Source organism: Micromonospora sp. NPDC049366 (genome assembly GCF_044466625.1).
GTDB lineage: Bacteria > Actinomycetota > Actinomycetes > Mycobacteriales > Micromonosporaceae > Micromonospora.
In genome coordinates this window covers 1-22633 of record NZ_JBITMV010000027.1, presented here as the reverse complement: position 1 = coordinate 22633, position 22633 = coordinate 1, and the positions used below count along the sequence as shown (strand labels likewise).

The window sequence follows — 22633 nt, the reverse complement described above, 5'->3', positions numbered from 1 at the left end:
GGGGAGAACACTAGCACGCCCCCCGAGCGGGGTTCCAATCCGATACCCGGCTCCACCCTTCGGGCGAGCTTATCGGGCAAATAGCCCAAAACCTCCAGGTGTACGAATCGTGGGCTCTGCGGAAACCCTCGGATGCGGCACCATGTCCGCCAGGTACGCGAGAACAGAGGTGGGGATGGGCAGGTTCACGCGGGCCGGGGCGGTGATGGGCGTCCTGACCCTGGCGGCGTCGTTGGCGTTGACCGGTTGTGGCGCCGACGAGCAGAAGCAGCCGGCATTCGTCGGTGGGACGGCACCGAGCGCGAGCGGCGAGGCGGCTGCGCCGTCGGATCCGGCGGTGCCGGCCGGCCCGGCGCTGGCGGTCAACCCGGTGCACGGGGCGAAGAACCGGCCGGTCAGCACCGAGATCAGCGCCAAGGTGCCGGACGGCGGCAAGGTTTCCGAGGTCACCCTGACCGCCGCCGACGGCGGCAAGGTCGAGGGGAAGCTGCGCCTCGACGGGTCGTCGTGGGTGCCGAACAGCCCGCTGAAGTACGGCACCAGCTACACCGCCACGGTCACCGCGACCGGCGCCGACGGGGTGACCAGCCAGGGCACCAGCACCTTCACCACGATGAAGAAGCCCTCGTCGACGATCGGCTCGGGCCTCTACCTCTTCGACGACAAGACGTACGGCGTGGCCATGCCGGTGGTCGTCGAGTTCCACCCGGGGATCCCGAAGAAGGACCGGGCGGCGGTGCAGAAGCGGATGTTCGTCCGGACCGATCCGCCGCAGCCGGGCGCGTGGCACTGGGTGAGCAACGGCAGCCAGGCCTACTACCGGGCCCCGGAGTACTGGAAGCCGGGCACCACGCTCGACGTCCGGATCGCGCTGGCCGGCGTGCCGCTGAGCAACGGCCGCTACGGCGACGTCGACCGGAAGGCGAAGGGCAAGATCGGCAGCTCCTTCGTGATGAAGGTGGACAACGCCACCAAGCAGATGAGCGTCTACGAGGGCGGCAAGCTGGTCAAGACGCTCCCGGTGAGCCTCGGCAAGAAGAGCACCCCCTCCTCCAGCGGCACCCTCGTCGTGATGGAGAAGAAGGAGAAGACGGTCTTCGACACCCGGGACGACCCGGACCCGGCGAACCGCTACGTCACCGACATCGAGTTCGCGCAGCGGCTGACCTGGGGCGGCGAGTACATCCACGCGGCGCCCTGGTCGGAGCACGTCCAGGGCCGGCAGAACGTCTCGCACGGTTGCGTCAACGTGTCGATGGCGAACGCGCGCTGGCTGTTCTCGAAGACGAAGATCGGCGACCCGATCACCATCAAGGGCACCGAGCGACGGCTGGCCGCGGGCAACGGCTGGACCGCCTGGAGCCTGAGCTGGTCGGAGTTCGTGAAGGGCAGCGCCCTGCCGGTGCCCTCCGGCGGAGCGGGCCCGACACTGTGACGTCCAGGGTGGCGCCGGTCCGGGGGACGGGCCGGCGCCACCCCGGCCCGTGCCGAGCGAGAGCCACGTCACCGCAGGTCAGGCCAGAGATCGGCGGCGGAGACGAGCCAGACTCGCAAAACGGCGGATCGTAGCAACAATCCGGCATCCTGTCTCCAGGTGTTTCGTTTCACCCCCTGCAACGGGTACCTGTCCTCGTGCGTCTTTGAGGGAGGATGGGTCGTGCGGGGGACCGAGACTGTGAGGACATCATGCGAGCTGACCAGGACAAGCTGATCCGGCGGGGCGTCGGCCGCCCCGCGCGGCGGCGTCGGCTGTTCGTGGCGGGGGTGGTCGCCGTCGCGCTGGCCTTCACCTCCGGCTGCACCAGCGGTGGGGGCGACAAACCGTCGTCGTGGCAGGGTGGCGGTGAGTCACCCGCCCCGAAGGCCGCGGCGACGATCAGCGAACCGCAGGCCGACGCGAAGGACGTCCCCGCCTCCACCGGCATCACCTTCACCACGAAGGACGCGGTGGAGACCACCGTCGAGCTGAAGGACTCCGCCGGCAAGACGGTCGAGGGCAAACTCGCGGCCGACGGGAAGAGCTGGCTGCCCGCCGGCGCTCTGTCCTACGGCGAGACCTACACCGCCACCGTGACCGCGACCGGTGACGACGGCCGCCCCGCGACGACGACCAGCACGTTCACCACCATGGCGAAGCCCGCCAACCAGATCCGCGTGAGCAGCTTCCTCGGCGACGGTCAGACGGTCGGCGTCGGCATGCCGCTGATCGTGAAGTTCAGCCGGGCGATCCCGGAGGACTACCGCGACGACGTGCAGCGCCGGATGTCCGTCACCTCGACGCCGGCCCAGGAGGGCATCTGGCACTGGGTGAGCCCGACCGAGGTCCGTTACCGGCCCAAGGAGTTCTGGAAGGCCAACAGCAAGATCTCCTACCGGGTGCAGGCCGGCGGCCTGCCGATGGGCAACGGCTGGTACGGCCGCGCCGACCTCACCGTGGACATCAACATCGGCCCGTCCCTGATCATGACCGTCGACAACAAGACCAAGCGGATGACGGTCACCCGCGACGGCTCCGTGATCAAGACCATCCCGGTCAGCCTCGGCAAGAAGAGCACCCCGTCGTCCAGCGGCACGATGGTGGTGATCGAGAAGCTGCGCAAGACGGTCTTCGACACCTTCGAGGAGCTGGGCCCGGAGGACGGCTACCGCACGAAGATCGACTACGCCCAGCGGCTGACCTGGGGCGGCGAGTTCATCCACGCCGCGCCCTGGTCGGAGGGGCAGCAGGGCAGCGTCAACGTCTCGCACGGCTGCGTGAACGTCTCGATGGCCAACGGCGCCTGGCTGTTCACCAACACGCGTATCGGTGACCCGATCACCGTCAAGGGCACCGAGCGGAAGCTGCAGAACGGCAACGGCTGGACCGACTGGAACATGAGCTGGGACGACTACGTGAAGGGCAGCGCCCTCCCGTACGAGCCGCCGGCCGAGCCGGACACCGACGCCACCCCGGACCCGGACCTCACCCCGAGCACCGGTCCCACCGCCTGACCTCGCCCCACGGCACGACCATCCGGAGCCCCCGCCACCCGGCGGGGCTCCGCTCGTCGTACGTCTCTCGCATCGCCCGGCGCCACGACAGCTGGTCTGACGTGTGAAGTCCCCTACCCGGCCCCTATAACGCGTCAGGCCCCCTCCATGGAGGGGGCCTGACCTGCGGATCCGTAGATCCTCTAGCTGGGTGACTGATGGGAATTGAACCCACGACAACCGGGACCACAACCCGGTGCTCTGCCAACTGAGCTACAGCCACCACGCCTCCGCGCCCGATTCGAACGCCCCGGGCGGGGTGCGGACCAATAATAGCCCTACGCGGTGCCGCCCCGTCCAGCGGGTTCCGCCGGCCGCGACCGACCGGCCGACCGCGTGGGTCAGAGCTCGGCGGCGATCGCCTTGGCGCTGTCCACGTCCGGGCCCGGCAGCGGCACGAAGATCGTCCGCCGGTAGTACTCCAGCTCCCGGATGCTCTCCCGGATGTCGGCCAGCGCCCGGTGCGCCAGCCCCTTGGCCGGCTGCCCGAAGTACACCCGCGGGTACCAGCGCCGGCACAGCTCCTTGATCGACGAGACGTCGATCATGCGGTAGTGCAGGTGGTTGTCGAGCCGCGGCATGTCCCGGGTGATGAAGCCCCGGTCGGTGGCGATCGAGTTGCCGCACAGCGGCGCGGTGCGCGGATCCTTCACGAAGGTGCTGACGTAGTCGAGCACCAGGTCCTCCGCCTCCGCGAGGGTGACGGTGGAGCGCCGCACCTCCTCGGTCAGGCCCGACTTGGCGTGCATCGTCTGGACGATCTCCGGCATGGCGTCCAGCGCCGCGTCGTCCGCGTGGATCACCACGTCCACACCGTCACCGAGCACGTTGAGGTCGGGATCGGTGACCAGTGCGGCGACCTCGATCAGCTTGTCCCTGCCGAGGTCCAGCCCGGTCATCTCACAGTCGATCCAGACGAGAAGATCAGCCACCGGCACAGACTACGCGCAGCCCACACGCGGCGGCTGCGCGCTCCACGCGGACCAGCCCGCTAGGGTTTCCCCGTGCCAGCCGAACCCGTCGCGCCACCCGCCGTCACCGACGACGACCCGGGTGGACGTACGGCCCGTCGTGTCGTCGCCGTGGTGGCCCTCGCCGCGGTCCTTCCGGCGCTCTACCTGCCCGGCCTGGTACACGACTTCTTCGACCTGAAGATCTACATGCGGGCGATGCGGTGGTGGGCGGCCGGCAACCCGCTCTACGACTACGTCCAGCCCGACCGCGTCCAGGGCGAGCTCTACTTCACCTACCCGCCGTTCAGCGCGCTGCTGCTGCGTCCGTTCGCGCTGCTCCCACTCGGCGCGACGGTGACGGTGTTCACGGTCTTCACCGCCCTCGGCGTGGTGCTGACCACCTACTGGCTGGTCCGCCCCGTCATCGCCCGGCACGGCCTGCACCGGGCGTTCACCATCACCGTGGCGGTGCTGCTCGTCCTGGCGGTCGAGAGCACCCGCGAGACCATCACGTTCGGCCAGATCAACATGCTGCTGGTCGTGCTGATCCTGGTCGACCTGCTCTTCGCCGTCCCGCAGGCACGGCGCTGGGCCGGCGTGGGGATCGGCCTGGCGACCGCGCTGAAGCTCTTCCCGGGCATCTTCATCGTCTACCTGCTCGCCTGCCGACGCTGGTGGGCCGCCGCGGTGGCCGCCACGACCGCCGCCGCGGCGACCCTCCTGGCCGCCGCCGTCGCGCCCGGTGACTCGTGGCGGTTCTGGACCCACGAGCTGTGGACCACCGAACGGGTCGGGCGCACCGACTACACCGGCAACCAGTCGCTGTTCGGCCTGATCAGCCGGTTCACCGCCCCGGACCGGCCAGACCGGCTGCCGTGGCTGCTGTTGGTGGCGGTGGTGGCCGCGTACGGGCTGTGGCGGGCCGCCCGCGCCTACCGGGTCGGCGACCACGTGGCCGGCCTGACCCTGACCGGGCTCGTCGGCGGGCTGGTCAGCCCGATCACCTGGACCCACCACCTCTACTGGTTCATCCCGGCCGTGGTGGTGCTCGCCGACGCGGCGCTGCGCGCCGACCGGTCGACCACGGAGGGCGTACGACGTCGGCGCTGGCTGGCCGCTCTCGCGATCGGCACCACCGCCGTGATCATCTACGGCGTCGTCACCTTCCAGGACTGGGGCGTGGCACCGGTCCGTACGGACAGCCCCGACCAGTTCCTGGTCCGCAACACGTACGTGCTGCTCAGCCTGCTGTTGCTGGTCGTCCTGCCGGCCCGCGCCGAGAGCGGCTCGGGCCCGGCCCGGCAGCCGACGCACGAACCCGAGAAATTGCACCAAATGGACAGACGTCCCGAGTAGCGACGATCGGCGTTAATCTGGCCTCACCTACCTCAAGCGCACCTCAGGTAGCGACACCGATCCCCCGGTGAGAGTGGCCCTCCGCGTCGGCAGCGCGGAGGGCCACTCGTCGTCCGGGCCCGTCCCGGGCGATCCACCCGGCGGCGCGGGCCGAGGTCGGTCGCGGTCCGGCCCTGCCGGCACGACTCCAGGTCGGTCGCGGTGCGGCCCGACCCCAACGGGCCGAGGTCAGTCGCAGTCCGGGCCGTCCGCGCGGTCCGCCACGCCGTCGGACGCCGTGCGGCCGTCGCCGTCGGTCGGCCGGGCGTCACCCGTCGCGGCGGTGCTCGACCGGATCTCCGCCGGCACCGGGGTGTCCCCCGCCGCCACCGGCGGCCAGGCCAGGGTGAGGTTCAGCTCCGGCGGCCCGCCAGGTGCCGCCCCGGCCCCGCCGCCACTCGCCCGGGAACCCCCGGCCGAAGCCCCGGTCGCGCCCGCTCCGCCCACCGTCGCACCGGCCGCACGCCCGGTCGGGGGCGACTCGACGAGGTCCGCGAGGCTCGCCGGTCGACGCGCGGGAACCGTGCCGATGGCGACCCGGGACCGCTCCGCCGGGCCGGAGCCGACCGCGGCGAGCTGGCGGGGTGCCGGCACCGCCGCGTCGTCCGGGCCGGTCGGCCGGGCGCCCAGCCCGCTGAGCGAGGTGACCCCCAGCCGGCCGGCGAGCACCGGCACCTGGTCGGGCTCCACCACGAAGACCACCTCGCGGGGGCGCACCGGGCGGAACAGGAGCAGGACGGCGAAGGTCACCAGCAGCACACCCCCGGCCAGCAGCGCCCAGGTGGCCGGGGCGACCCATCCGGCACTCAGTTCGGCCCGCAGGTCCAGGGCGAGATCGGCGCGCCCGTCCGGGCGCATCACCACCAGGCTCACCGGACGACCGGCCAGATCCTCCGGGGTCCACTCGAGGGAGCCCACGCCCTCGCGTACCCAGAAGGGCCGGTCGAGCGGCGTCACCCCGGCCGGCGCGTCCGTGGCCGGCCGCGCGGCGGCGTCGTCCAGGCGGACCAGCAGCGGGCCGCGCGACAGCGGCACCCGCCGGACCCCGGCGTGCGGCACCGACGCCATCCAGCGCCGCACCTCGTCGGTGGGGGCGAGGCCGACGAACGCGGGGCCGTCCGGCGTCCGGGCCTCCAGCCGCAGCCGGACCTCCCCCATGCGGGCGAACGGCGCCTCCCGTCGCAGCAGCGCGTCGAGGTCGTCGACGACGACCGCGTGCCCCGACGTCCGCACCGTCTCGAAGCGGGCGGCGAAGTCGCCGCCGGGGTCGGCGTGGCGGTTGACGGTCCAGAGCACAGAGCCGGCGAGCAGCGTCGGCAGACCGATGATCAGCAGCAGCAATCCGCCGAGCGTGCGCACGAATCGCATCCGTTCCGTCCCCCTCCGTGGCCAGGTACCCGGCCGACCTTACCGACGTCGACCGTCCGATCAGGGGATATCCACGGCACGCGATCGGGGGAATACGCGTGGGCCCGCCGGACACGATCCGGCGGGCCCACGGGTGGATCTCGGGTCAGGCCTTCGGAGTCGGCTCCCGCCGCGTACGCGCGAACGCGAGACCGCCGAGCGCCAGGCCGGCGACGCCGGCGACCAGGCCGGCGATGCCGAGGCCGGTGGCCGCACCGTTGCCCTCGGCCTCGTCGTCGTCATCGTCCGCCTGCGGCGCGGTCGCGGCGACCGGGGCCGCCGACGGGGTGGCCGCGGTCAAAGCGAGCACCGGCGCCGGGTGCTCCGGCTCCTGCCCGCCCGCGGCCGGCTCGTCGATCCACCGCACGACGTTGCCGTCGGAGTAGGTCTGCAGCGACTTGAACACCATCGCGTCGACCTTCGGCAGCGGCCCGAGGGAGACGGGGAACTCCTGGAACTGACCCGGCTTGATCGCGGCGTCGCCGGTCGCCGTCCAGGTCAGCTTCGACACCGCCTCGGTGAGCTGGCTGCCGTGGACCTCGATCGGCGGGTCCACCTTGCGCTTCTCCACCGCCACCGTCCAGCCCGGCACCGGCTGCGTGGAGACCGAGCCGACCGGCGCGTTCTCCGGCAGCACCACCTCCACCTTGGTGGTCGACGCGCTGTCGCTCTCGTTGGGCACCCGGAACGCGACGCGGGTGTAGCCGCCCTGCGTCGCCTCCTTCGGGTTCACACTGACGTGGGCCGAGGCGGGAGCGGCGAAGCCGAACACGCCGGTGGCGACGACACCGAGGGCGACGGCGGCGGCGGCCGACGCGGAACGCCGGGTACGGATCATGGAGTCGGAACCTCTCTCTAACGGATCGGCACGGTGGCGGTCACCGTGGCCTGGTCGATGTCGGTCGTGCGGGCGGTCAGCCGCAGCTCCCAGTCCCCGGACGCGGGCAGGTTGATCTCGCCGGTCGCGTGGTTGTCGGTGAGCGGCAGCAGCGGGATGTCGATCGGCTCGATCCCCGCCGACGGCAGGGCGATGGTGGCCCGCCACTCCACCACCGGCTGGGGGCGGTTGTCCTTGGTGTACGCGTACAGGTGCATGGAGTTGTTGCCCCGCTCCGCCGGGTCCAGCTCGACCTGCAGGTTGAGCAGGTTGCTGCTGAGCGTCGTGGTGAAGAACCCGGCCTGCGGGCCGGCCACGTCGGCGGCGGCGGTGCGGGCGGGGGTGGTCTGCACGAGGGTGGCGGAGAGGCCGAGCACCACCGCGGTGACCGCCAGCTCCACCCAGACCGCGCGGCGCACCGGCGCCGGGCGTTGCGCGGCGACCCGCCGCCGCACCAGCTGCCGGGAGTACGCGGCCACCCCGATCACCAGCGCGAACAGCCCGATCTTGGCGAGCAGGAGACGGCCGTACGTGGTGTTGACCAGGGCGCCCGGTGTGGCCACCTCGATCAACGCCTGGACGGTGCCGGCGAGCAGCAGCGCGGAGACGGCCAGCGCGGCCCAGCGGGACCAGATGGGCAGGATCGCGCCCAGCTCCCGCTCGTCGGCGCGCCGCAGCAGGAAGCCGGCGAGCATCAGCAGGCCGCCGAGCCAGACCGCCATGCTGCCCAGGTGCACCGCGTCGACGGCCACCGACACCGCCGGCGCCGGTGACGCCGCGCCGTGCCCCGACAGCGGCCAGGTGAGCAGGGCGGCGGCACCGAGCACGGTGAGGATGATCGCGTCGGACCGGCCGACCGTCCCGGCGAGCAGCGGCCGGATCAGGAACGCCGCCGCGGCCAGCAGGCCGAGACGGACCAGATGCGCCGCCCCGAAGGTGCTGCCCAGCACGCTGCTCAACCCCTCCCCGGTGACGTCGAGGATCCCGCCGCCGGCCGTGTAGGGCACCTGGAGCAACAGGTCGGCGATCGTGGCGAAGGCGACCAGCCCGAGGCCCGCCCAGGCCAGCCGGGTGGGGCCGCGCCGGTCCAGTCGCCGCGGCCACAGAGCGCCGAGCACCAGCACCGGGCCGACCAGCAGCACCAGCCCGGCGTACCCGAGGCCCTTGGCGACCTTCACGGCGGTGCCGACGACCTGGTCCGCCCGGGTGTCCTCGCCGGTGTCGACCGGCGGCGGCGAAGGCGCGCCGACGGAGTAGGTGAAGGCGCCGGAGACCGGGTGGCTGTCGGCCGAGATGACCCGGAAGGTGACCAGGTAGGTGCCGCGGCCGCCGGCCGGATCGACGGGGATGGTCACCGTCACACCGGAGAAGGAGGGGTCGCCGCGGTCGGCGCGGGAACCGTCCGGCGCGATGATCCGGATCTTGTCGGGCACCTTCCGCACGGACTCGCTGAAGGTCAGCACCACCTCCGACGGCCCGCTCGGCACCACGGCCGAGGCGGCCGGGCTGCTGCTGACGAGCACCGCGTGGGCGCTCGCGGGGCCGGCGGGAGCGATCAGAAGGGCGACGACGGTGATCAGGAGAGCCGCGGCGGTGCCGAGCCGGGCGACCCAGCGGCGGGGGGCAGCAGTCATGCCGATCATGCTGGCCGACCGGAGGCTCCCACGGCCACCCCCGCTCATCCGCGCCCCGCCGCCAGCGCCGGCGTCAGCGGGCGGTCGGCGTCCCCGCCGGCCCGACCGAGCGCCCAGAGCAGGCCGGCCTGCACGACCGCCGCCAGATGCCCGACCTCGTGCACGAGCGCGGTGGTCGAGTTGGCGATGTCCACCGCGCTGGTGCCGGCCAGGCAGACCGCGAGCACCAACGCCACCGGCACGAACGCCCGGGCCCGCTCGGGCCGCCAGGCGGCCAGCGCGAAGCCCACCGCCAACGCCACGTCGAACGAGGCCATCTCCCGGCTGGTGTGCGGGTCGACGCTCACCCCCGGGCCGGCGAGCAGAACGGGCAGCGCGACGGCGAGTTGGGCCACGGCCGCCACCGCGACCGCGACCCGCAGCACCTGCCGACGGGCCCGCGCCGCCGCGGCCGACGCCCGGTCGGCGGCGAGCGGGTCGGCGGCCACCGCCGCCAGCACCGCCTCGGTGAGGTCGGGCACCCGCACCGGCCGCACCCGGACCAGCCGGGTCACCTGCTCGACGCGCGCCGACCAGGTCCGGCACCCGACGCAGTCGAGCAGGTGTGCATCCAGCACCGCCGGCGCCGCCTGCGGATCCTCCCCGTCCAGCCGTGCCGACAGCGCCGCGCGCACGTCGTCACATGTCATGGCTGGGTAGTCGGCGTGACCGCCGGAAAAGTTCCCGGCGTGGTGCAGGCCATGGAAGGGACCAAGGACCCTCCCCGCGCCTTCCGTGCCGCGTAACCTGGTCTGTCGTGATCCCCGCCCCGCGGAACACCGACGCCGCCGGCCCGCCCGCCGCGGCAGACGGTGCTGCCCGGGACCCGGCCACCGAATGGGCGCTGACCGCCCGCGGCGGCGATCCGGCCGCCCAGGCCGCCTTCGTCCGCCTCACCCAGGTCGAGGTGTGGCGCTTCGCCGCCGCGCTCGTGGACCCGGACAGCGCGGACGACCTGACCCAGGAGACCTACCTGCGGGCGTTCCGGGCGTTGCCGTCGTTCGAGGGCCGCTCCAGCGCCCGCACCTGGCTGCTCGGCATCGCCCGCCGCACCTGCGCCGACCACCTGCGCGCGATCGTCCGGCGGCGACGCCTCGACGCCCGGCTCGCGGCGCACGCCCACAGCGACCGGCCTCACCCGGACCCGGCCGGGCAGTTCAGCGCGGCCGACCTGGTCCGCCGACTCCCCGCCGAGCGCCGGGGCGCGTTCGTGCTCACCCAGGTCCTCGGCCTCTCCTACGCGGAGGCCGCCGCGGTGGAGGGCGTACCCGTCGGCACCATCCGCTCCCGGGTCGCGCGCGCCCGCGACGACCTCGTGGCGGCGGTCGGCGACGCCCTCGCCGGCTGAGGCGGATGGAACTTCCGGCGGAGACGGGACGACCAATGACCGTGACAGAAGCCCGGACCCCCCGGGGCACCCGGTGGCCCACCGTACGACCGTGGCTCGGCACCGCCGCACGGCTCGGCCTGGCCGCCGTCTGGCTGCTCGCGGGCGCCTCCAAGGTCGACGACCTGGCCGCCTCCGGCCGCGCGGTGAACGCCTACCAGCTCCTGCCGTACGACGTGTCGACGGTGGTCGGCGCGGCGCTGCCCTTCGTCGAGCTGGCCCTGGGCGTGCTGCTCCTGCTCGGGCTGGCCACCCGGCTGGTCGCGGGCGTGTCCGCGGCGCTGCTGGTGGTCTTCATCGTCGGGATCTCCTCGGCCTGGGCCCGCGGGCTCTCCATCGACTGCGGCTGCTTCGGCAGCGGCGGCCAGCTCGCCGAGGGACAGGCGCCGAGCTACCTCCCGGAGATCCTCCGGGACCTGGGATTCCTGGTGATGGCGGGATTCCTGCTGATCTGGCCCCGCACACCCGTCTCCGTGGACGGGTGGCTGACGGGTGACCCCGTCGTGGAGGACGAGGATGAGTAGTCGCAAGGGGCAGAAGGGCGCCTCCAAGGTCGTCCGGCAGCAGCTGGCCCGGGAGCGACGGCGCAAGCGGACGCTCTGGGTGTCGGCCGCCGCCGTGGCCGTCCTGCTGATCGCCGGCCTGATCGGCTGGAGCGTCTGGTCGGGCCAGCGCTCCGGCGACTTCACCGCCCCGGCCAACACCGCCGAGGGTGGCACCGGGGTCGTCGTCGGCTCCGGCCCGGTGACCGTCGACATCTACGAGGACTTCCTCTGCCCGGTCTGCCACCAGTTCGAGCAGACCAGCGGCGCGACGATCAACCAGCTGATCGACGAGGGCAAGATCCGGGTCGTCTACCACCCGGTCGCCTTCCTCAACCGCTTCTCCACCACCGAATACTCCACCCGCTCCTCCGCCGCCTCCGGCTGCGCCGCCGACGCCGGGAAGTACAAGGAGTACGCGACCGCCCTGTTCGACAAGCAGCCGCCCGAGGGCAGCGCCGGGCTCAGCGACGACGAGCTCATCGACATCGGGGCGGGCGTCGGCCTCAACCGCGACTCGTTCGGCTCCTGCGTGCGCGACGGCACGTTCAAGCCGTGGACCGAACACGTCACCGACCAGGCCAGCCGGAACAACGTCAACGCCACCCCGACCATCGTCGTCGACGGCGAGCAGCTCGGCGACCGCTCGCCCGAGGGCATCCGGGCGGCCGTGGAGGCGGCCGGCAAGTGATCCGGAACCTGCTGCGGCGCGCCGGCCTGGTGGCCGCCGCCGCGCTCACCGCCACCCTCGCGACCGCCGCACCGGCCGCCGCGCACGGCGCCGACGCGCCGGACGGCACCGACTACCGCACCACCGTGGGCGGCATCACGCCGGCCCGCGACGGGCTGAGCGTCCGCGCGGTCGAGGCAGGCGCGCGGCTGGAACTGACCAACCGGACCGGCCGGCCCGTCGAGGTGATCGGCTACTCCGGCGAGCCGTACCTGCGGGTCGGTCCCGACGGCGTCTTCGAGAACACCCACTCCCCCGCCACGTATCTCAACCGGACCCTCGCCGGAGACACCACCCTGCCGGCCGAGGCCGACCCGGCGGCGCCACCGGCCTGGCGGCGGGTCGCGGACGGCCCCACCGTGCGCTGGCACGACCAGCGCGCCCTGTACCGGGAGTCCGCCCCACCGGCCGCCGTCCGGGCCGCCCCCGACCGGGAGCAGCGCGTCCGGGACTGGACGGTGCCGCTGCGCGACGGCGCGGAGCCGGTGGAGATCCACGGCACCCTCGACTGGGTGCCGCCGCCCGACGCGTACACCTGGTGGGCCGTCGCCACGGTCGGCCTGCTCGCCGTCGGCGCCCTCGGGCTCCTGCCCGCCGGTTCGGTGCCCGGCACCCGCGCGTTCGCCGGCCTGGGCGGGCTGCTCGTCGCCGGCGGCCTGGCCGCCGTCGCCTACACCGTCGGCCGCGAGCTGGACGCCGGCGCTCAGGGGGTCGGCGGAGTGCTGCTCGGCCTGCTCGGCGGGCAGCTCTGGGCGTTGCTCACCGGGCTCGGTGCGGTCGCGGCCGGCGCGTACACGCTGGCCCGGCGGCCCGCCGCCGACTTCGCCGTGGCGCTGGCCGGCGCCTGCCTGGCGCTCTTCGCCGGGGTCGGCAACGCCGCCGTCTTCGGGCGCGGGGTCGCGCCGGTCCCCTGGCCGGGCAGCCCGGCGCGGATGCTGGTCGCGTTGATCCTCATCGCCGGCGCGGGCGCCACCGCCGCCGGCGTCCTGCGCCTGCACGCCGCCCGCGCCACCACCCGCCCCGCTCCCCGGACCACCTCCCGAACCACCCCTACCACCCCCACCACGCCCGCCACCCCCACCCACGCCTGACCCGCCACCCGCCCACCGCCCGCCCGCCCGCCCGCCCGCCGCGGCGCGGCGGGCCCCCCGCGATCTTGCAGTTTGGGCCCTCGGCCTGGGGCATTCGCGGCTTTTACAGGGGCAGAAACTGCAAGATCGCGCGGGAGAGAGAGGGGCGCGCGCGGGGGTTAGGGGTGGGGGGTGATTCGGGGGTTGAAGCCGTAGGGGAGCTCCAGGCGGTGGCGGGCCAGCAGGTCCTCGTCGGTCAGCAGGTCGCCGGTGGGCGCGTCCGCCACGATCCGCCCACCGTCCAGGATCACCGACCGGTCGCACAGCTCCGCCGCGTACGGCAGGTCGTGCGTCACCATCAGCAACGTCACCGGCAGGTCGCGCAGGATCCCGGCCAGCTCCCGGCGGGCGGCCGGGTCGAGGTTCGACGACGGCTCGTCCAGCACCAGGATCTCCGGGTGCATCGCGAGCACCGTGGCCACCGCGACCCGGCGACGCTGCCCGAACGAGAGGTGGTGCGGGGCCCGGTCCCGGTGGGCGCCCATCCCGACCGCCGCGAGCGCCTCGTCGACCCGGGCGTCGAGCTCCGCGCCGCGCAGGCCGAGGTTCGCCGGGCCGAACGCCACATCCTCCGCGACGGTGGGCAGGAAGAGCTGGTCGTCCGGGTCCTGGAAGACGATGCCCACCCGGCGGCGCACCTCGGCGAGCGTCGCCCGGTCGGGGCTCACGGTCAGCCCGCCGACGCTCACGCTGCCCTCGGTGGGCGTGAGGATGCCGTTGAGGTGCAGCACCAGCGTCGTCTTGCCGGCGCCGTTGGGGCCGAGCAGCGCCACCCGCTCACCGCGCGGCACCGTGAGGTCCACGCCGTGCAGGGCCTGATGCCCGTCCGGGTACGCGTACCGGACGCCGCGTACGTCCAGGCTGGGTGGTGTCGTCTCCACGTACCCGATCATCCCAGGACGACGGCGGTCGCCGCGATCGAGGCGGCCAGCACCGGCACGGACGCCGCGATCAGCCACTGGCCCGTGGTCGCGGCGCCCGCGCCCCGCCACACGGCGGGCATCCGCCCCTGGTAGCCGCGGGAGAGCATCGCCAGGTAGACCCGCTCGCCCCGCTCGAAGGCGCGCAGGAAGAGCGCCCCCACCCCGGCCGCGAAGCCGCGCAGCTGCCAGAGGAACCGCGGGTCGTCACCCCGGGAGACCCGGGCCACCCGCATCCGCCGGGCCTCGCCGACCAGCACGTCGAGGTAGCGGAGCATGAACGTGGCGATCTGGGTGAGCACCTGCGGGCAGCGCAGCCGATCCAGGCCGAGGATCAGGTCCCGGGTGGTGGTGGTCGCGGCGAGCAGCAGCGACGCGAGCACACCGAGGGTGCCCTTCGCGACGATGTTCCAGCTGCCGTAGAGGCCGTCCACCGACAGGTGCAGCCCGGCCACGGTGACCCGTTCGCCGGCGCCGAGGAACGGCAGCGCGACCGCGAACAGCACGAAGGGCAGCTCGATCAGGGCCCGGCTGAGCAGCCAGCCGGGCCCCACCCGCGCGAGCGCCGCGACCACGGCCACCAACAGGGCGTACGCCCCGAAGGCCCAGAACGCCTCGCGCGGGGTGGCCACCACCGCGACGGTGAAGACCACCATCGCCACGATCTTGACCTCGGGGGGCAGCCGGTGCACCGGCGAGGAGCTCTCGCGGTACAGCACGTGCCCGTGACCGGCGCCCACCGTCGTCAGCTCCGGCCGTCTGTGCCGCCGGCGACCGCGCCGGCCGGCGTGGCGTCACCGGACGTCCCACCGGCGGCGGGGGTCCCGGCGGTCGCGGTGGCGGAGCGGCGGCGGATCAGCCAGAAGGCGCCCCCGCCGATCGCGAAGGTCAGCAGCACGCCGAGCACACCGGACAGGCCGGTCGAGACGAAGGCGTTGTCGATGCCGCGTACGCCGTAGTCGGCCAGCGGGCTGTCGGCCAGCTCGTGGTCCTTGGCCTGCTGGGCCGGGCAGCTGCCGCCGGTGATGTTGTGCTCGGCGTCCACCGTGCAGCCCCTGAGCAGCGACGAGTCGAGCCCGTCCGGGTGCGACGAGGCGTAGTTGCTCACCACACCGGCGAGGAGCAGGGCGACCAGCAGGCCGCCGACGACGAACACCCAGGGACGCCTGCTCACCGGGCACCTCCCGCGACCGCGACGGCGGGGGCGGCGACGGGCCGGAGCCCGCGCAGCGCGTACACGAGATCGGGTCGGACCTTGGCGACGGTGACCACCGTGGTCGCGGTGATGAGGCCCTCACCGATGCCGATCAGCAGGTGGGCGGTGGCCATCGTGCCGGCCAGGCCGGCCAGGTTGCTGCCGAGGTCGGTGGTGCCACCCAGCCAGTACTGGAGGATGAAGCCCTGCGACGCGACCAGCACGCTGAGCATCGCGGACACGAACGCGGTCACCGCGAGACCCGCGGGCGTGCGGGGCAGCACCCGCAGCAGGAGCGCGATCAGCAGGTAGGCGGCGGCGGTGCCGAGCAGCGCCATGTTGGTGATGTTCAGGCCGAGCATCGCCACGCCGCCGTCGCCGAAGACCAGCGCCTGCACGATCAGCACCACCGACACGCACAGCGCGCCGACCCACGGGCCGACCAGCATCGCGGCGAGCGCGCCGCCGAGCAGGTGGCCACTCACCCCGGCGGTGAAGATCGGGAAGTTGAGCATCTGCACGGCGAAGATGAACGCGGCGACCAGGCCGGCCATCGGCGCCAGGCGGTCGTCGAGGTCGCGGCGGCCACGCAGCACGCAGACCGTGAGAGCGGCCAGCGCCAGCGCCGCGAAGACCGCGGCGACGGGACCGTTGATGATCCCGTTCGAGATGTGCATCGCCAGGGTTTCCATGCGACCTCCCACGCGTCGGCGGGTACGTCCACGCCGGCGGGATCAGACTATTTCTCGAACCTTTCTCTTGCAAAGAGGTTGCATTAAGCCATGGTGATGATCACCGAGCCGCGGGGTGGCGCGCCCGGCCGGACGGCCGCCAGCGGCGGTAGGGTCGAGGCCATGACCGCACCCGCCCGCCTCTCCCCCGGTGACCCGGCGCCCGAGTTCACCCTCCCCACCGACACCGGCAGCACGCTCTCCCTGGCCGACCTGCGCGGCCGCACGGTCATCCTCTACGCCTACCCGGCGGCCATGACCGCCGGCTGCACCAAGCAGGCGTGCGACTTCCGCGACTCGCTCGACTCGCTGCGCGCCGCCGGCTACGAGGTGGTCGGCATCTCGCCCGACAAGCCGGAGAAGCTGGCCAGGTTCCGCGAGCGCGACGCCATCACCTTCCCGCTCGTCTCCGACACCGACAAGTCGGTGCTGACCGCCTACGGCGCGTACGGCGAGAAGCAGCTCTACGGCAAGACGGTCACCGGGGTGATCCGCTCGACGTTCGTCATCGACGCCGACGGGAAGATCGAGCGGGCGCTCTACAACGTCAAGGCCACCGGGCACGTCGCCAAGCTCCGCCGCGACCTCGGCCTCGACTGATTCCGTCACACCTGGTCGCTACCGTGCGTGCGTGATCCGATACAGATATACCCCCGTCATGCTCGCCGAGGCGGCGGCCGCCGCGCACAGCATCACCGAGGTGATGCGACTGCTCGGGGTGCGGATCAGCGGCGGCTCGCACGCGCACATCAGCCGTCAGCTCAAGCGCTTCGACATCGACACCTCCCACTTCACCGGACAGGCCCACAATCGCGGAGCTCGTGGTCGGCGGCGTCCAGTCACCGACCTCCTGGTGAAACTGCCCGAAGGAGCCCGCCGTGTCTCCGGCACTCGACTGAAGCGAGCGCTGGCCACGATCGGCCTGCCGGAGAACTGCGAGGCCTGCGGCATCGGCGCGATCTGGCAGGGTGCCCGACTCACGCTGCACGTCGACCACATCAACGGCGACTTCCTCGACAATCGGCCACGGAACCTCCGGCTGCTCTGTCCCAACTGCCACAGCCAGACAGCCACCTACGCGGGTCAACGGCGGCCTGCAGTGGCGGAGCCGGATGTGGTTTACGATCCTCAGGCTGTCACTCCCACCGGCTACCCGATAGGCAGGCGATTGCCGCGTCGGACAGAATGTCCATGGACATTGGTGGAGTACCGCTTCAAGGGGCCGTAGCCCAACTGGCAGGAGGCATACGGTTTAGGTCCGTACCAGTGCGGGTTCGAATCCCGTCGGCCCTACCGCACCACGTCCGAGGCGTGGTCGAGGGTGGCCCGTGTCGGGCGCGTCACGATCGCGGGCCACCGCCGCGCCCGGCGGGCGAGGATGGCGGCGTGAGCCTGCGCTTCGTCCTCGACCCCGACCTGACGCCCGAGCTGCGCGACCGGATCGTGTCGCTCTGGACGGACGTCTCGAACGCCGGCGGTGCGGTCGGTTTCGTGCCGCCGGTCACCCCCGACGACGTACGCACCCTCGCCGACCCGACGTTCGCCGCCGTCACCGACGGGCCGGACCGGCTGCTGCTCGGCTACGCCGACGACCGTCTCGTCGCCGCCCTGGTCCTCACCGACAACCGGTTCCATCTGAAGACGCACTGGTGTGTGCTCAAGCGGGTGATGGTCCACCCGGACACCCAGGGCAAGGGTCACGGTCTCGCGCTGATGCGGGAGGCCGAGCGCATCGGCCGTGAGCTGGGTCTCACCGCACTGCACGTCACGCTACGTGACGGGCTGGGCCTGGACCGCTTCTACCGTCGGCTGGGTTACCGGGAGATCGGCCGGCTGCCCGGCGCGCTGCGGGTGGCCCCCGGCGACGACCGCGACGAGGTGCTCATGTGGCTGGACCTCACCCCGGCCGGCGGGGTGGGAGCGCCGGACTAGGGCAGAACGTCAGTCGGTGACGGTCACCGGGTCGCCGACGGCCACCGACCCGACGTCCAGCGGCACGAGGTGCAGTCCGAAGAGGAGCTTCTGCCCCACGTTGCGGTAGCGGCCGAGGGTGCGCAGCGGTTCGCGGCCGCGTACGCCGGTTTCCTGGTCGGTGGTCGTCACGACGCAGCGGTCGCAGAGCCCGGCGGCGCGGAACCGGACGCCGCCGACGCGCAGCGGGCGGCCCTCCCAGTCATCCTCGGCCCAGGCGGGCGCGTCGGCCACCACCAGGTTGGGCCGGAAGCGGGTCATCGGCACCGGGTCCTCGCCGGCCTCGGCGAGCCAGTCGTTGAGCGCGGTCAGCGAGGCGGCGTTGGCCAGCAGCAGCGGGAACCCGTCGGCGAAGGTGACCTGGTCCCCGGTGTCGTGCCCGCCATCCTCGGCGGGCAGTTGCCGGGCGGGGCGGGCCAGCCAGACCAGCCGGACGGGTCGGTCGAGCAGGGCGCTCAGCCAGTCGTCGGCGGCCGGCCCGGCGGGCAGCGCCGGGACCGGCCAGGTGCGGCTGCGAAACGTCCGCACGGGCACCGGCTCGCCGTCGGCGGGCTCGGGCACGTCGAGGTCGGGTCGCCCGTCGGCGCGCAGCAGCAGCCCGCCGTCGCGGGTCGCGGCACGCAGCGCGACCAGCCGGGTGGTCTCCCGCTGGGTGACGCCGACGCCGTCGGCGTCGACCACCATCCACCGTCGGTCGCCGGCCAGGCCCCACTGTCGCACCGGCACGGTGTCGTGGTCGACGCGGTGACAGCCCTTGACGGGGTACGTGTGAATGGCGCTCAGCCGCATCCGCTCACCATGCCACGCCGATCCCGTCGCCGCGGTACCAGTGATCGGCGGGGGTCTCCCGGTAGGCGAGGAACCGGCGACCGGTGCGCTCGGCGTGCTCGGCGAGGACGTTGGTGGTGGTGACGTTGTCGGTGAGCAGCATCCCGCCGGGCGCGAGCTTCGGCTCCACGGCCTCGAACTCCCGCCGCTCGTGCTCGCGGCTGTGGTCGCTGTCGTGCAGGAAGAGGTCGACCGGCCGGTCGAGGGCGCCGATCGAGGCGATCGAGTCGCCGATCACCAGGTCGACCACCTCGGACCACCGTCCGTCGCGGACCAGGTAGCCCGCCTCGGGATTGATGTCCAGGGCGGTGAGCCGGCCCGGGTGGCCCTCGTCGGCGTTGCGCAGCAGGGCCGACGCGAGGACGCAGCTGCCCAGCCCCTTGTCGACACCGGTCTCGACGACGTGGGCCGGGCGGGTGGCGCGCACGATGGCGTACCAGCCGATCCGGCGGGCGTAGCGGACGTGCCGGTCGGCGAGGCCCCGTCGGGCGGCGCCGGCGGTGGTCTGCTCGATGTGCCGCCGCAGCGGCTCGTCGGACTCGACCTCGGCGAGGTAGCCGCGGACCTGCTTGACCGGTACGTCGCAGACGACGCTGACGAACCAGGCCAGGTGCTGGCGGCTGAGCTTCGTCAGGTCATACGTGTAGTTGTGGTGCTCCCGGGAGGTGACGAGCCATCGCGCCGAGGTGCGCAGCACCTTCGCGTCGTGACGGGCGACGGACACGAGCCGCTTGGGGAAGGCGGCGACGGGGGCGAGCCGAGTACGGGCGATGGCCCGGCGAAGCGTCGTTGCGTCCACGGCTGCGTTCTTACCAGGTGAAGATGGCCGATGTCTGTAGTACGTTCCTTTCCACTAACGGTGCCGCTTCGGACGACCGGCGGAAGGTTGTGGCCGGACGACGGTACGCGGGTTGAGACGCGAATCAGTAGCATCGCGCCCATGCGTCAACGCCAGGAGTACGTCGAGCCCGAGACCCAGTTCTTGGACGCGCAGCAGACCCGAACCGCCGCCGGAGCGCCGACATCGGAGCAGACCGGCACGGAACCACGTCCGCGGCGCCGGTGGCGGAAGGTCGTCCTGATCAGCGTCGTCGTTCTGGCGCTGGTCGGCGGCGCCGGGCTGATCGGCGGCGGGCTCTACGTGCGGTCCATCAACTCCGGCATCGAGCGAGTGGACGCGTTCGAGGGCGTGCCCGAGGAGTCGCGGCCGCAGGTGGTGGCCAAGGACGCCATGAACATCATGATCCTGGGCAGCGACTCACGGGATCCGGAGAACAGCTCCGGATCGCGCACCGACACCATCATCCTGGCGCACCTGCCGGCCGACCGGTCGAGCGCGCAGCTCATCTCGATCCCCCGCGACACCTGGGTGCCCGTGCCGAAGTCGAAGAACGGGCACGGCGGCCGGGAGGCGAAGATCAACGCAGCGTACGCGTGGGGTGGCGTCCCGCTGATGGTGCAGACGGTCGAGCAGTTCACCGGTGTCCGCGTCGACCACGTGGCGATGGTCGACTTCGGCGGCTTCAAGGAGATCGTCGACGCGCTGGGCGGCATCACCATCGACGTGGAGAAGGGCTTCACCACCAACTATTCACTGATCGGCACCCGGACGTTCAAGCAGGGCCCGCAGACCATGGACGGCGCCGCCGCGCTCGACTACGCCCGCGAGCGGCATGCCTTCGCCGACGGCGACTTCGCCCGGATCCGCCACCAGCAGCAGGTCATCAAGGCGATCCTGGACAAGGCCGCCTCCGGCGGCGTGCTGGCCAACCCCGGCAAGCTGAACTCGTTCGTGAAGGCCACGGCGGACGCGGTGGCGGTGGACAAGGAACTGTCCCTGGTGGACCTGGCGATGGAGTTGCGGGAGCTGCGCAGCGGCAACCTGGGCTTCTTCACCTGCCCGGTCACCGGCACGGGGACCATCGGCAACGAGAGCGTGGTCCTCGCGGACAAGCCGAAGGCCAAGCGGGTCTTCGACGCGGTCCGCCGCGACTCGGTGCCGGACATCCTCGCCACCGCCGCAAAGTAGGAGGCAGGATTGCCGTGCCGGCTATGGTGGAGCATCTGACGCGGTCGTAACCTGCGCATGTCCCCCGGCCCCGCATGCCACGGGCCGGGGGGCTAACGGGGAGGTTCCACCATGTCCAGCCAGCCGACGCTCGGCTATCCGTATACGTCGTCGACCGAGTTCGGGGACGCACCGCGCCAGGCGGTCGTGTCGCCGCCGGACGCCGACGACGACGAGGGCATAGGCACTCCGGTCCCCTCCGCCCCACCGGCCAACGAGGCCACGCCCGCCCGCCCCGGTCTCGAGACGACCGCCGTCCTGCCCTACGCCGGCTCGCGCGCCTCGAAGCGCACCCGGGGGCTACGGGCCTGGATGGTGACGGCTCCCGTCGACGTGGTGGCGCTACTCACGCCCCTGCTGCTCAGCCAGAACTACTGGCGCGGGACGTTGGCCAACGCCGTCCTCACGGTGGCCATCTTCGCGGCCGGCGGTCTCTACGGGGCGCGCCGGCACGTCGCCATCCTGGATGAGCTGCCGAGCCTCGGTGGTCGCCTGTTGGCCTCGGCCGCGGTGGTCGCCATCATCGCCGCCGAGCGCCACGACTCGGTGTCGTACGTCGGCGGGTTCATGCGGGGCGTGGCCCTCTCGGCGGCGCTGGTGATCGTCGGCCGCGCGGCCACCCGGATGTTCACGAACTTCTCGCGCAAGCGGCGGTGGGTGGAGCACAACGCCATCATCATCGGCAACGGCCCGGTCGGCGTCGAGCTGGCCCGGTTGCTTCGCCGCTACCCGCAGTACGGCCTGCGGTTCGTGGGCTGCGTCGACGTGCCGTCACGGCAGAGCGTCGGGTCGGTGCCGCAGATCGGCACGCTCGGTGACCTGGAGAAGCTCACCCGGGTCCTGGAGTGCGACGTCCTCATCATCGCCGACCCGGACTGCCCGGAGTCGATGGTGATGGAGACCCTGCTCCAGCCCTCCAACTCGCGCTGCGACCTGTGGGCGGTGCCCCGCCTGTGGGGTTCCCGGTCCCTCGGCAGCTACCCCGACCACATCGGCGCCATCCCGATCGTCAAGATCGGCGACACGACGCTGTCCGGCCCACGATGGGCCATCAAGCGGGCGTCCGACGCGCTCTTCGCCACGGTGGCGCTGATCCTGCTCAGCCCGGTGCTCCTGCTCTGCGCCATCGCGACGTTCCTCGACGGCGGGCGCGGCATCTTCTTCTACCAGGAGCGAATCGGCCGTTACGGCAGGCCCTTCAAGCTCATCAAGTTCCGGTCGATGCGCCCGGCGGACGAGACGGAGTCGCAGACCAACTGGTCGATCGCGCACGACCGGCGGGTCGGGCCGATCGGGCGGTTCATGCGCCGGACGTCGCTGGACGAACTTCCCCAGTTGTGGAACATCCTGCGCGGCGAGATGAGCGTCGTCGGGCCGCGGCCGGAGCGACCGTACTTCGTGGAGAAGTTCTCGGCGGAGTACCCCGAGTACGCGATGCGCCACCGGGTTCCGGTGGGGCTCACCGGGCTCGCGCAGGTCAGTGGCCTGCGGGGGGACACCCCCATCTCCGACCGGGCGCGGTTCGACAACTACTACATCGAGAACTGGTCGCTCTGGCTCGACATCAAGGTCGTGCTGCGCACCGTGGCGGAGGTCTTCCGCGCCGGCGGGCGCTGACCCGTCGCGGCCGGGAATCGCGGGTCGGCCGTCAACGGCCGCACCCCGGCGTCGGATCGGGGGCGCGGCCGGACGGTTCGGTCACGCGTTGGGCTTGAGGGGCTCCCACCAGGTCCGGTTGTCGCGGTACCAGGCGACGGTCTCGGCCAGGCCGTGGTCGAGGTCGATGCTGGGGGTGT

Annotated in this window: 22 protein-coding genes, 2 tRNA genes and 1 pseudogene; 13 read left to right on the top strand and 12 right to left on the bottom strand. The window is 72.7% G+C overall.

The window, feature by feature from the left end; translation table 11 throughout:
* Positions 1-175: 175 nt before the first annotated feature.
* Entirely contained in the window at positions 176-1435 is a 1260-nt protein-coding gene (locus tag ACIBTV_RS29165) for an Ig-like domain-containing protein (RefSeq protein ID WP_396710023.1), read from the top strand.
* Positions 1436-1686: 251 nt separating this feature from the next.
* A complete protein-coding gene (locus tag ACIBTV_RS29160) occupies positions 1687-2991 on the top strand; it encodes an Ig-like domain-containing protein (protein WP_396710020.1) in 1305 nt (434 codons plus the stop codon).
* Between the two features lie 189 nt (positions 2992-3180).
* On the opposite strand, the gene ACIBTV_RS29155 is transcribed toward ACIBTV_RS29160, so the two are convergent.
* Positions 3181-3253, bottom strand: a tRNA-His gene (locus ACIBTV_RS29155).
* Between the two features lie 118 nt (positions 3254-3371).
* Positions 3372-3968, bottom strand: coding sequence for an oligoribonuclease (gene orn / locus ACIBTV_RS29150; protein ID WP_396710018.1), 597 nt, complete (start codon positions 3966-3968; stop codon positions 3372-3374).
* A gap of 66 nt (positions 3969-4034) precedes the next feature.
* On the opposite strand from orn, the gene ACIBTV_RS29145 reads away from it, so the two are divergent.
* A complete protein-coding gene (locus tag ACIBTV_RS29145; protein WP_396710015.1) occupies positions 4035-5339 on the top strand; it encodes a glycosyltransferase family 87 protein in 1305 nt (434 codons plus the stop codon).
* A 540-nt stretch (positions 5340-5879) separates the two neighbouring features.
* Here the strand turns inward: ACIBTV_RS29145 and ACIBTV_RS29140 are convergent.
* The 4 genes and pseudogenes from ACIBTV_RS29140 to ACIBTV_RS29125 form a co-directional block, all read right to left on the bottom strand.
* Positions 5880-6218, bottom strand: a pseudogene (locus ACIBTV_RS29140) (hypothetical protein); the annotation flags it as partial.
* Positions 6219-6891: 673 nt separating this feature from the next.
* Positions 6892-7623, bottom strand: coding sequence for a YcnI family protein (locus ACIBTV_RS29135; protein ID WP_396710014.1), 732 nt, complete (start codon positions 7621-7623; stop codon positions 6892-6894).
* A 17-nt stretch (positions 7624-7640) separates the two neighbouring features.
* Complete coding sequence (locus tag ACIBTV_RS29130; RefSeq protein ID WP_396710012.1) at positions 7641-9305, bottom strand: copper resistance CopC/CopD family protein; 1665 nt, start codon at positions 9303-9305, stop codon at positions 7641-7643.
* Positions 9306-9340: 35 nt separating this feature from the next.
* A complete protein-coding gene (locus tag ACIBTV_RS29125) occupies positions 9341-9985 on the bottom strand; it encodes a zf-HC2 domain-containing protein (protein WP_396710010.1) in 645 nt (214 codons plus the stop codon).
* A gap of 107 nt (positions 9986-10092) precedes the next feature.
* On the opposite strand from ACIBTV_RS29125, the gene ACIBTV_RS29120 reads away from it, so the two are divergent.
* The 4 genes from ACIBTV_RS29120 to ACIBTV_RS29105 are packed head-to-tail and all read left to right on the top strand — an operon-like array spanning position 10093 to position 13085.
* Positions 10093-10683 carry a sigma-70 family RNA polymerase sigma factor gene (locus ACIBTV_RS29120; protein ID WP_396710008.1) on the top strand — a complete coding sequence of 197 codons (591 nt, stop codon included), beginning with the start codon at positions 10093-10095 and terminating at the stop codon, positions 10681-10683.
* Between the two features lie 35 nt (positions 10684-10718).
* Positions 10719-11246 (top strand): MauE/DoxX family redox-associated membrane protein, encoded by a 528-nt coding sequence (locus tag ACIBTV_RS29115; RefSeq protein WP_396710006.1) that lies wholly within the window; start codon positions 10719-10721, stop codon positions 11244-11246.
* The gene (locus ACIBTV_RS29110) at positions 11239-11955 is read left to right on the top strand and encodes a DsbA family protein (protein ID WP_396710005.1); all 717 of its coding nucleotides are present in this window, start codon (positions 11239-11241) and stop codon (positions 11953-11955) included. Before ACIBTV_RS29115 ends, ACIBTV_RS29110 begins: the two co-directional genes overlap by 8 nt.
* Entirely contained in the window at positions 11952-13085 is a 1134-nt protein-coding gene (locus ACIBTV_RS29105) for a hypothetical protein (protein ID WP_396710003.1), read from the top strand. Before ACIBTV_RS29110 ends, ACIBTV_RS29105 begins: the two co-directional genes overlap by 4 nt.
* A gap of 158 nt (positions 13086-13243) precedes the next feature.
* Here the strand turns inward: ACIBTV_RS29105 and ACIBTV_RS29100 are convergent, their stop codons facing one another.
* The 4 genes from ACIBTV_RS29100 to ACIBTV_RS29085 are packed head-to-tail and all read right to left on the bottom strand — an operon-like array spanning position 13244 to position 15931.
* Positions 13244-14017: an energy-coupling factor ABC transporter ATP-binding protein gene (locus ACIBTV_RS29100; RefSeq protein WP_396710001.1), complete on the bottom strand. Its 774-nt coding sequence runs from the start codon at positions 14015-14017 to the stop codon at positions 13244-13246.
* Positions 14014-14784 (bottom strand): cobalt ECF transporter T component CbiQ, encoded by a 771-nt coding sequence (gene cbiQ, locus ACIBTV_RS29095; RefSeq protein WP_396710000.1) that lies wholly within the window; start codon positions 14782-14784, stop codon positions 14014-14016. The genes ACIBTV_RS29100 and cbiQ overlap by 4 nt, the downstream gene beginning before the upstream one ends.
* A 5-nt stretch (positions 14785-14789) precedes the next feature.
* Complete coding sequence (locus ACIBTV_RS29090) at positions 14790-15218, bottom strand: PDGLE domain-containing protein (protein WP_396709998.1); 429 nt, start codon at positions 15216-15218, stop codon at positions 14790-14792.
* A complete protein-coding gene (locus tag ACIBTV_RS29085; protein ID WP_396709997.1) occupies positions 15215-15931 on the bottom strand; it encodes an energy-coupling factor ABC transporter permease in 717 nt (238 codons plus the stop codon). Before ACIBTV_RS29085 ends, ACIBTV_RS29090 begins: the two co-directional genes overlap by 4 nt.
* A gap of 162 nt (positions 15932-16093) precedes the next feature.
* Between ACIBTV_RS29085 and bcp the strand changes: the two genes are divergently transcribed.
* The 4 genes from bcp to ACIBTV_RS29065 all read left to right on the top strand — a co-directional run bounded on the left by bcp (position 16094) and on the right by ACIBTV_RS29065 (position 17902).
* The gene (bcp, locus tag ACIBTV_RS29080) at positions 16094-16570 is read left to right on the top strand and encodes a thioredoxin-dependent thiol peroxidase (RefSeq protein ID WP_396709995.1); all 477 of its coding nucleotides are present in this window, start codon (positions 16094-16096) and stop codon (positions 16568-16570) included.
* Positions 16571-16628: 58 nt separating this feature from the next.
* A complete protein-coding gene (locus ACIBTV_RS29075; protein ID WP_396709993.1) occupies positions 16629-17198 on the top strand; it encodes an HNH endonuclease signature motif containing protein in 570 nt (189 codons plus the stop codon).
* A tRNA-Leu gene (locus tag ACIBTV_RS29070) sits at positions 17189-17263 on the top strand. Before ACIBTV_RS29075 ends, ACIBTV_RS29070 begins: the two co-directional genes overlap by 10 nt.
* A 93-nt stretch (positions 17264-17356) precedes the next feature.
* Positions 17357-17902, top strand: coding sequence for a GNAT family N-acetyltransferase (locus tag ACIBTV_RS29065; RefSeq protein ID WP_396709992.1), 546 nt, complete (start codon positions 17357-17359; stop codon positions 17900-17902).
* Between the two features lie 9 nt (positions 17903-17911).
* Here ACIBTV_RS29065 and ACIBTV_RS29060 read toward each other — a convergent pair whose 3' ends face one another.
* The gene (locus tag ACIBTV_RS29060; RefSeq protein WP_396709990.1) at positions 17912-18730 is read right to left on the bottom strand and encodes an MOSC domain-containing protein; all 819 of its coding nucleotides are present in this window, start codon (positions 18728-18730) and stop codon (positions 17912-17914) included.
* Positions 18731-18734: 4 nt separating this feature from the next.
* On the bottom strand, positions 18735-19568 hold the full coding sequence (locus ACIBTV_RS29055) for a class I SAM-dependent methyltransferase (protein ID WP_396709988.1): 834 nt from the start codon (positions 19566-19568) through the stop codon (positions 18735-18737).
* Between the two features lie 279 nt (positions 19569-19847).
* Between ACIBTV_RS29055 and ACIBTV_RS29050 the strand changes: the two genes are divergently transcribed.
* Both ACIBTV_RS29050 and ACIBTV_RS29045 read left to right on the top strand, forming a co-directional pair.
* Positions 19848-20798: an LCP family protein gene (locus ACIBTV_RS29050; RefSeq protein WP_396710096.1), complete on the top strand. Its 951-nt coding sequence runs from the start codon at positions 19848-19850 to the stop codon at positions 20796-20798.
* A gap of 351 nt (positions 20799-21149) precedes the next feature.
* Positions 21150-22454: a sugar transferase gene (locus ACIBTV_RS29045; protein WP_396710094.1), complete on the top strand. Its 1305-nt coding sequence runs from the start codon at positions 21150-21152 to the stop codon at positions 22452-22454.
* Positions 22455-22633 lie beyond the last annotated feature (179 nt).

Bases quoted from the DNA above. Each gene is read 5' to 3' on its own strand.
- ACIBTV_RS29165 (WP_396710023.1), top strand. From the start codon at position 176: ATGGGCAGGTTCACGCGGGCCGGGGCGGTGATGGGCGTCCTGACCCTG.
- ACIBTV_RS29160 (WP_396710020.1), top strand. From the start codon at position 1,687: ATGCGAGCTGACCAGGACAAGCTGATCCGGCGGGGCGTCGGCCGCCCC.
- ACIBTV_RS29135 (WP_396710014.1), bottom strand. From the start codon at position 7,623: ATGATCCGTACCCGGCGTTCCGCGTCGGCCGCCGCCGCCGTCGCCCTC.
- ACIBTV_RS29130 (WP_396710012.1), bottom strand. From the start codon at position 9,305: ATGATCGGCATGACTGCTGCCCCCCGCCGCTGGGTCGCCCGGCTCGGC.
- ACIBTV_RS29125 (WP_396710010.1), bottom strand. From the start codon at position 9,985: ATGACATGTGACGACGTGCGCGCGGCGCTGTCGGCACGGCTGGACGGG.
- ACIBTV_RS29115 (WP_396710006.1), top strand. From the start codon at position 10,719: ATGACCGTGACAGAAGCCCGGACCCCCCGGGGCACCCGGTGGCCCACC.
- ACIBTV_RS29110 (WP_396710005.1), top strand. From the start codon at position 11,239: ATGAGTAGTCGCAAGGGGCAGAAGGGCGCCTCCAAGGTCGTCCGGCAG.
- ACIBTV_RS29100 (WP_396710001.1), bottom strand. From the start codon at position 14,017: ATGATCGGGTACGTGGAGACGACACCACCCAGCCTGGACGTACGCGGC.
- ACIBTV_RS29085 (WP_396709997.1), bottom strand. From the start codon at position 15,931: ATGGAAACCCTGGCGATGCACATCTCGAACGGGATCATCAACGGTCCC.
- bcp (WP_396709995.1), top strand. From the start codon at position 16,094: ATGACCGCACCCGCCCGCCTCTCCCCCGGTGACCCGGCGCCCGAGTTC.
- ACIBTV_RS29075 (WP_396709993.1), top strand. From the start codon at position 16,629: ATGCTCGCCGAGGCGGCGGCCGCCGCGCACAGCATCACCGAGGTGATG.
- ACIBTV_RS29060 (WP_396709990.1), bottom strand. From the start codon at position 18,730: ATGCGGCTGAGCGCCATTCACACGTACCCCGTCAAGGGCTGTCACCGC.
- ACIBTV_RS29045 (WP_396710094.1), top strand. From the start codon at position 21,150: ATGGTGACGGCTCCCGTCGACGTGGTGGCGCTACTCACGCCCCTGCTG.